The 12,840-nt window shown below is 61.4% G+C and carries 10 protein-coding genes and 1 riboswitch; of the genes, 5 read left to right on the top strand and 5 right to left on the bottom strand.

What is annotated here, in order from left to right; translation table 11 throughout:
- Nucleotides 1-1,125 precede the first annotated feature (1,125 nt).
- Nucleotides 1,126-1,947, top strand: a complete 822-nt coding sequence (locus GYB81_RS19950) for a M48 family metallopeptidase (protein ID WP_161867243.1) — start codon at nt 1,126-1,128, stop codon at nt 1,945-1,947.
- 55 nt (nt 1,948-2,002) lie between these two features.
- Here GYB81_RS19950 and GYB81_RS19945 read toward each other — a convergent pair whose 3' ends face one another.
- The 4 genes from GYB81_RS19945 to GYB81_RS19930 all read right to left on the bottom strand — a co-directional run bounded on the left by GYB81_RS19945 (nt 2,003) and on the right by GYB81_RS19930 (nt 5,460).
- A complete protein-coding gene (locus GYB81_RS19945) occupies nt 2,003-2,446 on the bottom strand; it encodes a ketosteroid isomerase-related protein (RefSeq protein ID WP_161867242.1) in 444 nt (147 codons plus the stop codon).
- 109 nt (nt 2,447-2,555) lie between these two features.
- Complete coding sequence (locus GYB81_RS19940) at nt 2,556-3,137, bottom strand: TMEM165/GDT1 family protein (protein WP_161867332.1); 582 nt, start codon at nt 3,135-3,137, stop codon at nt 2,556-2,558.
- A gap of 93 nt (nt 3,138-3,230) precedes the next feature.
- A riboswitch (yybP-ykoY riboswitch) is annotated at nt 3,231-3,351 on the bottom strand.
- A gap of 37 nt (nt 3,352-3,388) precedes the next feature.
- Complete coding sequence (locus tag GYB81_RS19935; protein WP_161867241.1) at nt 3,389-4,384, bottom strand: methyltransferase; 996 nt, start codon at nt 4,382-4,384, stop codon at nt 3,389-3,391.
- 110 nt (nt 4,385-4,494) lie between these two features.
- Nucleotides 4,495-5,460 (bottom strand): 2-hydroxyacid dehydrogenase, encoded by a 966-nt coding sequence (locus tag GYB81_RS19930; protein WP_161867240.1) that lies wholly within the window; start codon nt 5,458-5,460, stop codon nt 4,495-4,497.
- A 79-nt stretch (nt 5,461-5,539) separates the two neighbouring features.
- Here GYB81_RS19930 and GYB81_RS19925 point away from each other — a divergent pair, with 79 nt between their 5' ends.
- Complete coding sequence (locus GYB81_RS19925) at nt 5,540-6,169, top strand: LysE family translocator (protein ID WP_161867239.1); 630 nt, start codon at nt 5,540-5,542, stop codon at nt 6,167-6,169.
- Between the two features lie 45 nt (nt 6,170-6,214).
- On the opposite strand, the gene GYB81_RS19920 is transcribed toward GYB81_RS19925, so the two are convergent.
- The gene (locus tag GYB81_RS19920; protein WP_161867238.1) at nt 6,215-7,390 is read right to left on the bottom strand and encodes a thiolase family protein; all 1,176 of its coding nucleotides are present in this window, start codon (nt 7,388-7,390) and stop codon (nt 6,215-6,217) included.
- A gap of 190 nt (nt 7,391-7,580) precedes the next feature.
- On the opposite strand from GYB81_RS19920, the gene GYB81_RS19915 reads away from it, so the two are divergent.
- From GYB81_RS19915 to GYB81_RS19905, 3 genes are all read left to right on the top strand, one after another.
- Entirely contained in the window at nt 7,581-9,263 is a 1,683-nt protein-coding gene (locus GYB81_RS19915) for a fatty acid--CoA ligase (protein WP_161867237.1), read from the top strand.
- A 217-nt stretch (nt 9,264-9,480) separates the two neighbouring features.
- Nucleotides 9,481-11,406 carry a DUF1302 domain-containing protein gene (locus tag GYB81_RS19910; RefSeq protein WP_161867236.1) on the top strand — a complete coding sequence of 642 codons (1,926 nt, stop codon included), beginning with the start codon at nt 9,481-9,483 and terminating at the stop codon, nt 11,404-11,406.
- Nucleotides 11,407-11,438: 32 nt separating this feature from the next.
- Nucleotides 11,439-12,806 (top strand): DUF1329 domain-containing protein, encoded by a 1,368-nt coding sequence (locus GYB81_RS19905; RefSeq protein ID WP_161867235.1) that lies wholly within the window; start codon nt 11,439-11,441, stop codon nt 12,804-12,806.
- Nucleotides 12,807-12,840 lie beyond the last annotated feature (34 nt).

Below are 12,840 nucleotides of genomic sequence, written 5' to 3'. Positions count from 1 at the left end.
TCTTCCTGGGTATCGACCGAGTAAAGAGGCTGGCCGGGTTGCAGTTTGCCGAGGTTGCTCACTTCGTTGGCATCGAGCAGAACCGCGGCGGGCTCGCCGAGTTTGTCCGGGGCCTCGGTCGAGGCGACCAGACGGCCATTGCTGGCAATCAGCGCCATCTCACCGGCGCCGTCATAGAGCTGAGCGTCGGCCTTGGCCAGCAGCTCCTGAATGAAGTTGACCGCCAGATCGGCGCCGGCGATACCGCGGAATTCTCCGTTGACCAGAATCGGCGAGGTGAAGGAGGCGAGCATGGTCATCTTGCCGCCGACATCGTAGGGCGCGGGGTCGATCACGCAGGGGCGTTTGCGCTCCTTGGGGCACAGGTAGTACTCACCTGCGCGTACGCCCGTGGGCAGCAGCTCCTCGCTCTCGGTCGAGCCGATGGCGTCGACGCCGAGGCTGCCATCGGCATTGCGGTACCACCAGGGCAGGAAGCGGCCGGTGCCGTCGTAGCCGTTTTCATTGCTGCCTGCGTAGATGTCGTCGCTGGCGTCGAAAGCGTTCGGCTCCCACCCCAGGTAGCTGCCAAGCAGCTTCGAATTCTGCGCCGTGGTTTCACGCACCAGGTTGGCCAGCTCCTCGCGGCTGATGCTGAGCAAAGGGCTGCCGCTATCGTCGGTCATGCCCAGCATGGCGTTGACCCGAGCCAGGTCGGCGGTTATCTGCAGGGGGGCTTCCAGCTCACGTTGAATTTCGCTGACCTGTGCTTGCGCCAGCGCGTACAGGCGTTCTTCGATGACCTGCTCCAGCAGCGCCTGGGTGCGCTGTTGCACCAGGGTCTGGGTTCGCCCGCTGGCGAACAGGGCGTAGAGCACCAGAGCCACAACGACCGCGAGCACACTGGCGCCAGCGAGGAAGGCGACGGAAAACTGGATCGATTTGAACTTCATGGGGGCTCCCGGACATAGAATGCGCCTGTCACGGCCTCGCTGTTGCGGCAGGTCAACCTTTATGGGCTGCTGATAACCAACTGGCCGCTGTCGTATTCAGCAAAGATGGTGGGCGGCGATCGCGCAAGTGGCGCGGTTGCTCGCGCTGCAGGGGCGGCCTAGCATAGTGCGCCCGATTCAAGGAGATGGCTCGATGAGCAAGGTTCTTTATCTGAGTGGCCTGGCGGCAGCGCTGCTGCTGACCGGTTGTCAGGCCGTCAATACCACCAGCGGTGGTGCGGTTGGCGTAGAGCGCAAGCAGTACATGTTCAGCATGCTTTCAGCTGAAGAAGTCAATCAGATGTACGCGCAGTCCTATCAGCAGACACTGAGCGAAGCGTCAAGCAAGGGCATGCTGGACAAGAGCAGTGCCAATGCCAAGCGGTTGCAGACTGTCGCCGGGCGACTGATTCCGCAGGCGCCGCGCTTTCGTCCGGATGCTGCCAACTGGGATTGGGAGGTCAACCTGATCAAAAGCCCCGAGCTCAATGCCAACTGTGGCCCGGGCGGCAAGATCATTTTCTACAGCGGCATCATCGAGAAGCTCAAACTGACCGATGATGAGATCGCGGCGATCATGGGCCATGAGATGGCGCATGCTCTGCGTGAGCACAGCCGTGAGGCGATGTCCAAAGCCTATGGTATCCAGGTGGCCAGGCAGGGAGCCGGCGCGCTGCTGGGCCTCGGCGAAAGCAGCATGGCTTTGGCCGATACCGTGGTGCAGTACAGCCTGACGCTGCCCAATAGCCGCGGTAACGAGAACGAAGCCGATCTGATCGGTCTGGAGCTGGCCGCTCGTGCAGGCTACAACCCGAACGCGGCCATCAGTCTGTGGCAGAAGATGGAGGCTGCTGGCGGCAGTGCGCCGCCGGAGTTCATGAGCACGCACCCGTCGTCCAGCAGCCGGATCGCTTCTCTGCAGGCGGCGATTCCCAAGGTGATGCCACTTTACGAGCAGGCCAAGGCCGGACGCTGAGTCTCAGGTTGAGAAAAACGGCGCGACCTGAGCATCACGGCGCGCCGCTATCGTTTCAGGGCAGGGCTGTTTCGGCGAGTGGGCGGGTTTGCAGGCCCAACTGCGCGCGGAAGCTTTCCATGTCGAACATGGTGCAGATTTCCTGGATTTCGTTGCCGGGCGTCAGCCTCCAGTAGGCCATGGCCGATATGCTCAGCACCTTGTCACTGGGTGGGTAGCCCAGCGCGGGTTTCTGGATAGTGCCGATCAATGTGCTCCAGGTCATTACCTTGTAGCCCTCGGCGATGCACTCCTCGACCAGTACCTGCAGATCCGGCATGGCGTAGCGGATGTCCTGCACCATCCGAGAGAAACCGGCGCTGTCGAGCGCGCGGCCAATGAACGAGCTTTTATACAGAAAATCGCTGCTGTGCAGTTGCTCGGCCAGCGCCAGGCGCCCCTTGTTCCAGACCAGGTCGATATGCTGGCACACCACTTTCTTCCGATCATCCAATGACATGTTCCCTCCTGTCTGCGCTGCGAGCCACGTGGCCTGGCGCGAACTTTAGCAGTAGGCAGGAGGGGGCTGAAATTGGCCGAAGTGCCATTTCGATGGCGCCAGATAAGCGTCAGATCAGTCCGCTCAGCTTCATCGCCTGATAGCCGGCATAGATTGCCAGTGCCGCGAAGGCGCAGGCTGCCAGCCGACGAATAAGAGTTAGCGGCAGGCGTTCGGCAGCGAAGTTGCCTGCCAGCACCACCGGCACGTTGGCCAGTAGCATGCCCAGCGTGGTGCCGATCACCACGAGTAGGAAATGAGGATACTGCGCTGCCAGCATGACGGTGGCGACCTGGGTTTTGTCGCCCATCTCGGCGAGGAAGAAGGCGATCAGCGTGGTGAGGAAGGGGCCGTATTTTTTCAGGCCGGATTCTTCATCTTCATCCAGTTTGTCCGGTACCAGCGTCCAGGCCGCCACCGCGACGAAGCTGGCGGCGAGGATCCAGCTGAGGGTGGCAGGGGAAAAGAATCCGGCAACCCAGTTGCCGACAGCACCGGCGGCGAAATGGTTGGCCAGGGTGGCGACGACGATGCCCCAGATGATCGGCCAGGGTTTGCGAAAGCGGGCGGCCAGCAGCAGCGCGAGCAACTGGGTCTTGTCGCCGATTTCGGCAAGGGCAACGATCAGTGTGGGGACGAAGAGGGATTCCAGCATCAGGTTTCCTAACGGGGGCGGGTCGACACGGCTTATGACACGAACGACCTTCCCGCCCCGGGTGAGGTTGTGCGTGTCATAGGTCTTGTCAAACCTCGGGCCTCTCTGTGAAGGCCTTGGGTCGCATGCGCCATGCTCTGCGGAGCAAGTGTGTTGACGCATGCCGGGCGAGCAGGGCGCTCGCGGGAGACTACTCCCCTAGGACGGGCGCAATTGTGCCCAAGCGTTGCAGCGGGAGCAAGCCCAATTCAGCGGCGTGCGCTGTAGATACGAAAACCCTCCGCCTCGGCCAGGGTGCGGCAGGGGCCGAGATGACGCTCGATCAGTGGCGGGTATTTGAGGAAGCTGTTGGCCACCAGGCGCAGTTCGCCACCTTTGATCAGGTGCTGCGCAGACTGGCTCAGCAGGTTTTCGCTGGCCTGATAGTCGGTGTGCACTCCCTGATGAAACGGCGGGTTGCTGACGATGGCGCTCAGCCCTTCAGGGGCTGACTCGATGCCGCTACCGGCGATCAGGTTGGCTGACAGGCCATTGCGTGCGAGTGTCATGCGGCTGCTTTCCAGGGCGAAGGCATCGACATCCAGCAGGCTCAGTTCGCTGGCCGGGTAACGCCGTTTGAGCGCGGCGCCGAGTACGCCGGCGCCGCAACCGAAGTCGAGCAGGTGGCCGCTCGGCAGGTTATCCAGGTGCTCCAGTAACAATGCGCTGCCGCGATCCAGGCGGCCATGGGCGAACACGCCGGGCAGGGTGACGATCTCCAGCACGCCATCGCTCAGTTGTAGTGGGTAACACTGCGCCAGCGCGTGCAGGTCGGGCACTGGCGGCGCCTGATTCACCTCTACGCACCAGAGCTGGCAGTGCCTGGCGCTATCGAGCTTGCGCGGCTTGCCATAGGCAGCCAACTGCTTCGACGCACGTTCGATGCCGCCACGTTTTTCGCCGACCAGATACAGCGGCTTGCCTGCCAGGCGCGAAGCCAGAGCCTGCAGCAGGTAGTCGGTCAGCTCGCGCGATTTGGGCAGGAACAGTACGGCAGCGCGGTAATCGCCTTCGGGCATCTGCGTGTCGAAGTGGCTGCGGCCGGAAAAGCGCGCCGCGAGCAGTGCCTGATCGCCGGCATGCCAGTTCCAGCCGCGCGCCTGGGGCAGTGCACCGAGCAGATCGTCGGCCGGCAGGCCGGCCAGTAACAGCTCGCCCCCGAACAGCTGGGCCTGGCGCAGGAGAACTTCGCTTCGCGGATCCATGGTGCTTCCTACAAATCTGTGATGCGGAAAGATAAGGGCCGGGGAGCGAAACCGGGGCATTGCTGCCAAAGCGCAACGCTGGTCCGTCGCTCGCTAAAAAGCTGCGCAGCTTACCCGACGACTCGCAGCGGCGCACCGGCGAAGAAACGATCTGCGTTTTCCGCTATCTGGCCGACGATGCGCTGACGCGCCTCCTGGCTGCCCCAGGCGCTGTGCGGAGTGATGATCAGGCGCGGGATATCGGCGGCCAGTAGCGGATTGCCGTCCTTCGGCGGCTCCTGCGTCAGCACGTCGGTAGCAGCGCCACCCAGGCGACCGCTGCGCAGGGCATCGGCCAGCGCCTGTTCGTCCACCAGGCCGCCGCGCGCGGTGTTGATCAGGAAGGCTCGCGGTTTCATCAGCGCCAGTTCAGCTGCACCGATCAGGTTGCGCGTCTGTTCGTTGAGCGGGCAGTGCAGGGTCAGGGCGTCGACCTGTGGCAGCAGCTCATGTAACGGCAAGCGATCGGCGCGCGCGGGGCGGCCGGGCAGCTGGCCGAGCAGCACGCGCATGCCGAAGGCTTCAGCCAGGCGCGCAACGGCGCCGCCCAGCTCGCCGTGGCCGAGCATGCCTAACATCTTGCCTTCGAGTTCGACGATGGGGTGATCGAGCAGGCAGAACTGGCTGGCCTGCTGCCAACGACCAGCGGCGATGTCGCGCTGGTAGTCGGGCAGGCGTGTGGTCAGGGCCAACAGCAGCATCAGGGTATGTTGCGCCACCGATGGCGTGCCGTAGCCCTGGCAGTTGCAGACAGTTACGCCATGAGCACTGGCGGCCTTCAGGTCGATATTGTTGGTGCCCGTGGCCGCCACCAGTACCAGCTTCAGTTCGGGGCAGGCGGCAAAGGTGGCAGCGTCCAGCGGCACTTTGTTGCTGATGGCGACCTGCGCGCCTTGCAGGCGTTCGGCGACCTGATCCGGACGCGTTTGCGCGTGCAGGGTCAGCTCGGCGAAGGCCTGATGCAGCGGCTGCATGTCCAGGTCGCCAAGGTCGAGGGAGGCATGGTCGAGGAAGACGGCGCGTGGGCTGTTGCTCATCAGCTGTACCTTTTCGCAGGAGGGTCGCAAGAGTAGATTGGCGAGCCTACCAGACCTTCAGCGTCGATGCGGAGCCGCCATGTACTGGACCGAATTTCTCACCGTTGCCCTGATTCACTTGTTGGCAGTGGCCAGTCCTGGGCCGGATTTCGCCATCGTCGTGCGCGAAAGCGTCGGCTTTGGTCGCCGCGCAGGGTTGTACACCGCGTTCGGGGTAGGCGCCGGCATTCTGGTGCATGTGACCTACTCGCTGCTGGGGATCGGCCTGATCGTGTCGCAGTCCATTGTGCTGTTTAACGCACTGAAATGGCTGGCGGCGGCTTATCTGCTGTATATCGGCATCAAAGCACTGCGTGCGCGGCCGGCCAATCCAGCCAGCGCTGAGCTGAACCTGGCAGCAGGCGAGCGCAGCGGTCGTGGTGCCTTCGTCACGGGGTTCATCACCAATGGCTTGAACCCCAAGGCGACGCTGTTCTTTCTGTCGCTGTTCACCGTGGTGATCAACCCGCACACGCCTGTGGCGGTGCAGGCCGGTTACGGCCTCTATCTGGCGCTGGCCACCGCGTTCTGGTTCTGTCTGGTGGCCTGGCTGTTCAGCCAGCAACGTGTGCGCGCCGGCTTCGCCCGCATGGGCCACTGGTTCGACCGGCTGATGGGCGCGGTGCTGGTGGGGATCGGTGTAAAGCTGGCGCTGACTGAAATGCGCTAAAACAAAGAGCCCCGCGATTGCGGGGCTCTTGGCTGATGGGCTGGCTTACAGCAGTTCGATCGCCACCGCGGTGGCTTCGCCGCCGCCGATGCACAGCGAGGCTATACCTCGCTTGCCGCCTTTCTTCTGCAGCGCGTTGATCAGGGTGAGGATGATCCGCGAACCGGTGGAGCCGACCGGGTGTCCCTGGGCGCAGGCGCCACCGAAAACATTGACCTTGGCATGATCCAGGCCGTGCTCGCGCATGGCCAGCATGGTCACCATGGCGAAGGCTTCGTTGATTTCGAACAGGTCGATCTCGTCCTTGTTCCAGCCGGTCTTCTTCAGCAGGTTGCTCATGGCACCGATCGGCGCCAGGGTGAACTCGCTCGGGTCCTGACTCTGGGTAGCATGGGCAACCACCTTGGCCAGCGGCTTGAGACCGCGCTTGGCGGCTTGCTCGGCAGTCATCAGCAGCAGGGCGCTGGCGCCGTCGGAGATCGAGCTGGCATTGGCGGCGGTAATGGTGCCGTCTTTCTTGAATGCGGGCTTGAGCGCGGGAATCTTGTCCAGATTGGCTGTCAGCGGCTGCTCGTCATCCTTGACCGTCACCTCGCCCTTGCGCGAGGTGACGGTGATTGGCACGATTTCCGCCTCCAGCGAGCCATTCTTGATTGCTGCCTGAGCACGGCGCAGCGATTCGATGGCGTAGGCATCCATCTCCTCGCGGGTGATGCCGTACGTATCGGCCGTTTCCTGGGCGAAGGAGCCCATCAGGCGGCCGGTACGAGCGTCTTCCAGGCCATCGAGAAACATGTGGTCCTTGATCTCGCCATGACCCATGCGCAGGCCGGTGCGGGCCTTTTCCAGCACATAGGGCGCGTTGGACATGCTTTCCATGCCGCCGGCGATCATGACCTGATTGCTACCGGCCTTCAGCGAGTCGAACGCCATCATCACCGCCTTCATGCCCGAGCCGCACAGCTTGTTGATGGTGGTGCAGCCGGTGGCGCTTGGCAGGCCGGCATTGAGTGAGGCCTGGCGTGCCGGCCCCTGCTTGAGGCCGGCGGGCAGCACGCAGCCCATGATCACTTCCTGCACGTCTGCCGGCTCGATACCCGCGCGCTTGACCGCTTCACGAATGGCGGCAGCGCCCAGCTCGACGGACGGCACGCTGGCCAGGCTGCCTTGAAAACCGCCCATGGGTGTGCGGGCGCCGCTAACGATGACGATATCGGACATGCTGTTACCTCGAACGAAAGAGTGGCTCTGTGTCGCCTGTTTAAGGACCGACTGTCGAGATCGATTCTAACTGGTGACCGAAAGTGGACATAGAGTCACGTTGCAAATCATTCTTTGGGCTGATTTAGCGGTGAGCGAGCCGCTCTAGAGTCGCTGCATACCTATTCCTAGCGTGCCTCAAGGTGATTTCATGCTGCAGACCCGACTGATCCCCTCCGCCGAAAACGCTCACGCCTATCCGTTGCTGATCAAGCGCCTGCTGCTGTCCGGTAGCCGTTACGAGAAAACCCGCGAAATTGTCTATCGCGACAAGCTGCGTTACAGCTACGCCACCTTCAACGAGCGTGTCGCGCGTCTGGCCAACGTGCTCAGTGAGGCAGGGGTCAAGGCCGGTGATACCGTGGCGGTGATGGACTGGGACAGTCACCGCTATCTTGAGTGCATGTTCGCCATCCCCATGCTCGGGGCGGTGCTGCATACCATCAACATTCGCCTGTCGCCGGACCAGATCCTCTACACCATGAATCACGCCGAGGACCGCTTCGTGCTGGTCAACAGCGAGTTCGTGCCGCTGTACAAAGGCATTGCCGAACAGCTCACCACTGTCGACAAGACCCTGCTGCTGACCGATGGCGAGGACAAGAACGCCGATCTGCCGAACCTTGTCGGTGAGTACGAGAGCCTGTTGGCGGCCGCCAGCCCGCATTACGACTTCGCCGACTTCGACGAGAACTCGGTGGCGACCACCTTCTATACCACCGGCACCACCGGCAATCCGAAGGGCGTGTACTTCACCCACCGGCAACTGGTGCTGCACACCCTTTCCATGGCGACCACCATGGGTAGCCTGGACAGCATCCGCCTGCTCGGCAACGACGATGTCTACATGCCGATTACGCCCATGTTCCACGTGCATGCCTGGGGCGTGCCGTACGTGGCCACCCTGCTCGGGGTCAAGCAGGTGTATCCCGGCCGCTACGAGCCGGACATGCTTTGTCGTCTGATCAAGGAGGAGGAGGTAAATTTCTCCCACTGCGTGCCGACCATCCTGCAGATGCTGCTCAATGCACCCGGTGCGCAGGGCCATGATTTCGGCGGCATGAAGATGATCATCGGCGGTAGCGCACTGAACCGCTCCTTGTACGAGGCGGCCAAGGCGCGCGGCATCCAGCTGACCGCTGCCTATGGCATGTCCGAGACCTGCCCGCTGATTTCCTGTGCCTACCTCAACGAGGAGCTGCGCGCCGGCACTGAGGACGAGCGCACCACCTACCGGATCAAGGCCGGTATTCCGGTGCCGCTGGTGGAAGCCGCGATAATGGATGCGAACGGCAAGCTGCTGCCAAGTGATGGGGAGTCGCAGGGCGAGCTGGTGCTGCGTGCGCCCTGGCTGACCCAGGGCTATTTTCGCGAACCCGAGAAGGGCGAGGAACTCTGGGCTCATGGCTGGCTGCATACCGGCGACGTGGCAACCATTGATGGCATGGGCTTCATCGAGATTCGTGATCGGATCAAGGATGTGATCAAAACCGGTGGCGAGTGGATTTCCTCTCTGGAATTGGAGGACCTGATCAGCCGTCATCCCGCCGTGCGTGAGGTCGCGGTGGTGGGCGTGCCGGACCCGCAGTGGGGCGAACGGCCGTTCGCATTGTTGGTGCTGCGTGACGAGCAGAGCCTGGATGCCAAGGGGCTCAAGGAACACCTCAAGCCTTTCGTCGAGCAGGGCCACATCAACAAATGGGCGATTCCCACGCAGATCGCCCTTGTTACTGAAATTCCCAAGACCAGTGTCGGGAAACTGGACAAGAAGCGCATCCGCGTCGAAATCGCCCAATGGCAGGAGGCTGGCAGCGCCTTCCTGTCCACGCTCTGAGGTGCGAGTTGACTGGCCGGTTAGAGTGACTGGTCAGTCAAACAAGCGTTTGGCTTGCTAATTGCTGTTTCCCGTCCATGCTTGACTGGGTGCAGAGTCTGAAACCTGCGAGCCAGAGTGCCTGGGGGCTGCAAATCACACTTTCGAGGGATCAAGCAGTATCACCTGCTGGCTATAGTCCAAGCATCCATAACAAAAAACACATGGAGTAGCGTCGATGACAAAAACAACACCCTACTGGCGCCTGGCAAAACTGCCGCTGGCCGTCAGCCTCGCCTCTACCCTTGCCGCACCGGCATTCGGCGTCACTTTCAATATCGGTGAGATTGAAGGGCAGTTCGACTCGTCGCTGTCGGTGGGGGCGAGCTGGGCTACAGAGAAGGCCGACAAGGATCTTATCGGCGTTAACAACGGTGGCCGCGGTCTATCCCAAACCTCGGATGATGGTCACCTGAACTTTAAGCGCGGCGAGACCTTCTCCAAGATTTTCAAGGGTATCCATGACCTTGAGTTGAGATACGGCGATACCGGCGTATTCGTTCGCGGTAAGTACTGGTACGACTTCGAATTGAAAGACGAGAGCCGCCTATTCAAGGATATCAGCGACAGCAACCGTAAAGAGGGTGCCCAATCCTCTGGTGCAGAGATCCTCGACGCCTTCATTTATCACAATTACGCCATCGGCAATCAGCCCGGCTCTGTCCGCTTGGGTAAGCAGGTAGTGAGTTGGGGCGAGAGTACCTTTATCCAAAATGGTATCAACGCTATCAACCCTGTTGACGTTGCGGCCTTCCGGCGTCCCGGCGCCGAGATCAAGGAGGGCCTGATCCCGGTCAACATGTTCTACGTCGCGCAGAGTCTGACTGACAATCTGTCGATGGAGGCTTTTTACCAGCTGGAGTGGGACCAAACCGTGGTGGATAACTGCGGCACGTTCTTCTCTCAGGCTGACGTTGTTGCGGACGGCTGCGATCAGAACCTCGCGGTACTGACCAATGATCCTGCCTCCATCGCGCTTATCAACAGTCTCCTAGGGCCGGCAGGTGTGACACCTTCACCTTGGGGGGAAGGGCTGTTGGTCGAACGTGGGCCTGACCGCGATGCCCGGGACAGCGGGCAGTTCGGGGTCGCCTTCCGTTATCTCTTCGAGCCGCTTGATACAGAGTTTGGCGCTTACTTCATCAATTACCACAGCCGTCTGCCGATCTTTAGCGGCCGTGGCGCGGACCAGGCAGTCGTCGACCAAATCAATGCTATCGCCACCGGTGCTGCAGGCATCGTTGGTCCTGCTCAAGCAGCTCGCCTGGCTGCCGCAGCGATGGCAGGTAATTCCAGCTACTTCATCGAGTATCCCGAGGATATCCGGCTCTATGGCCTAAGCTTCTCCACCACACTGCCTACCGGTACCGCTTGGAGTGGTGAGCTGAGCTATCGCCCCAATGCACCTGTCCAACTCAACACAACCGATATTCTTTATGCAGGTCTTGATCCAATCAGCATTGGCGGCGTTCCGGTGTACGGAAATGGTTCGGTGCTGGATGGTCAGCCAGGTACAGATCTGCACGGCTACCGCCGCAAAGAAATCACTCAGCTGCAAACGACTTTCACTCACTTCTTCGATCAGGTCATGGGCGCCAGCCGTCTGACCTTGGTCGGCGAGATCGGCTGGACTCACGTTGGCGGGTTGGAAAGCAACAGCGAAGCGCGCTACGGCCGTGACCCGGTCTTCGGTCCAGGCCCGCTCGAAGGTGAGCTGAGTGGTCTGGCGACCTGTCAGGCGCTTAACGCCGGTACGCTTGGCAACCCCACTGACCGAAATGTCGGCCGCTACTGCGAAAAGGACGGCTTCACCACTTCCGATTCCTGGGGGTACCGCGCACGCGCCATTTGGGATTATCCCAATGCCATCGCGGGTGTGAACCTCCGTCCGAGCGTAGCCTGGTCGCATGATGTCAAGGGTTATTCTCCTGGCCCGGGCGCAAACTTCGAGGAAGGTCGTAAGGCCGTGAGTCTCGGTCTCAATGCCGAGTACCAGAACACCTACACCGCCGATCTGTCGTACACCACCTTCTTCGGTGGCGGAAAGTACAACACCCAGCGTGACCGCGACTTCGTTGCGCTCAGCTTCGGTATGAACTTCTAAGCGGTCAGGAATTTCGAGGAATGATGATGCAAATGAAAACAACAAAAAAACTGTGGCAAAGCGGCGTCCTGACCCTGTCTCTGCTGGCGACCAGCGTGATGGCGGCAGTGTCGCCCGATGAAGCTGCGAAGCTGGGCAACACCCTGACGCCGGTCGGCGCCGAGATGGCTGGCAATGCCGATGGTTCGATCCCGGCCTGGACTGGCGGTCTGCCGGCCAACGCCGGCGCGGTCGATCCACGCGGCTTCTTGGCCGACCCGTTCGCCAACGAGCAGCCGCTGTTCACCATCACCGCGCAGAACGTCGAGCAGTACAAGGACAAGCTGACCCCCGGTCAGTTGGCGATGTTCAAGCGTTATCCGGACAGCTACAAGATGCCGGTCTATCCGACGCATCGTTCGGCTAACCTGCCGGACGAGGTGATCGCGGCGACCAAGCAGAACGCGGTTAATACCAAGATGGTCGAGGGTGGTAACGGTCTGGAGAACTTCCAGACCGCCAACCCCTTCCCGATTCCACAGAACGGTCTGGAGGCGATCTGGAACCACATCACCCGTTACCGTGGTGGCAGCGTGCGCCGTCTGGTGACTCAGGCGACTCCTCAGGCGAATGGTTCCTACTCGCTGGTTTACTTCCAGGACGAGTTCACCTTCCGTGATGCCCTGACCGATTTCGACCCCAGCAAGGAAAGCAACGTACTGTTCTACTTCAAGCAGCGCGTAACGGCGCCGTCTCGTCTGGCCGGTAACGTGCTGCTGGTGCACGAAACCCTCAACCAGGTGAAGGAGCCGCGTCTGGCGTGGCTGTACAACGCCGGTCAGCGTCGCGTGCGCCGTGCGCCGCAGGTCTCCTACGACGGTCCGGGTACCGCCGCTGATGGTCTGCGTACCTCCGACAACTTCGACATGTACAACGGTGCGCCGGATCGTTACGACTGGAAACTGGAAGGCAAGAAGGAGATCTACATCCCCTATAACGCCTACAAGCTGGACTCGCCGAACCTTAAGTACTCCGACATCATCAAGGCGGGCCACATCAATCAGGATCTGACTCGTTACGAGTTGCACCGCGTCTGGCATGTGACCGCGACCCTGAAGTCGGGCGAGCGTCACATCTACGCCAAGCGTGACTTCTACATCGACGAGGACACCTGGCAAGCCGCTCTGATCGACCACTACGACGGCCGTGGCACCCTGTGGCGCGTAGCCGAGGCGCATGCTCAGTATTACTACGACAAGCAAGTGCCATGGTACACCGTGGAAACCCTGTACGACCTGCTGTCGGGTCGCTATCTGGCCCTGGGTATGAAGAACGAGGAGAAACAAGCCTACGACTTCAACTACAAGGCTGCCGGCAGCGATTACACCCCGGCCGCTCTGCGTCAGGCAGGCGTTCGCTAAAACCTGCCTCCAGCAATACGACGAAGCCGGCCCT

The sequence above is a fragment of the Pseudomonas yangonensis genome, from assembly GCF_009932725.1.
GTDB classification, from domain to species: Bacteria; Pseudomonadota; Gammaproteobacteria; order Pseudomonadales; family Pseudomonadaceae; genus Aquipseudomonas; species Aquipseudomonas yangonensis.
This window is presented reverse-complemented; position numbering and strand designations above follow the sequence as displayed.

What these genes read in the sequence shown, in the direction of transcription:
- GYB81_RS19950 (WP_161867243.1), top strand. Translation starts at nt 1,126, where the DNA reads ATGAGCAAGGTTCTTTATCTGAGTGGCCTGGCGGCAGCGCTGCTGCTG.
- GYB81_RS19945 (WP_161867242.1), bottom strand. Translation starts at nt 2,446, where the DNA reads ATGTCATTGGATGATCGGAAGAAAGTGGTGTGCCAGCATATCGACCTG.
- GYB81_RS19935 (WP_161867241.1), bottom strand. Translation starts at nt 4,384, where the DNA reads ATGGATCCGCGAAGCGAAGTTCTCCTGCGCCAGGCCCAGCTGTTCGGG.
- GYB81_RS19930 (WP_161867240.1), bottom strand. Translation starts at nt 5,460, where the DNA reads ATGAGCAACAGCCCACGCGCCGTCTTCCTCGACCATGCCTCCCTCGAC.
- GYB81_RS19925 (WP_161867239.1), top strand. Translation starts at nt 5,540, where the DNA reads ATGTACTGGACCGAATTTCTCACCGTTGCCCTGATTCACTTGTTGGCA.
- GYB81_RS19920 (WP_161867238.1), bottom strand. Translation starts at nt 7,390, where the DNA reads ATGTCCGATATCGTCATCGTTAGCGGCGCCCGCACACCCATGGGCGGT.
- GYB81_RS19915 (WP_161867237.1), top strand. Translation starts at nt 7,581, where the DNA reads ATGCTGCAGACCCGACTGATCCCCTCCGCCGAAAACGCTCACGCCTAT.
- GYB81_RS19910 (WP_161867236.1), top strand. Translation starts at nt 9,481, where the DNA reads ATGACAAAAACAACACCCTACTGGCGCCTGGCAAAACTGCCGCTGGCC.
- GYB81_RS19905 (WP_161867235.1), top strand. Translation starts at nt 11,439, where the DNA reads ATGAAAACAACAAAAAAACTGTGGCAAAGCGGCGTCCTGACCCTGTCT.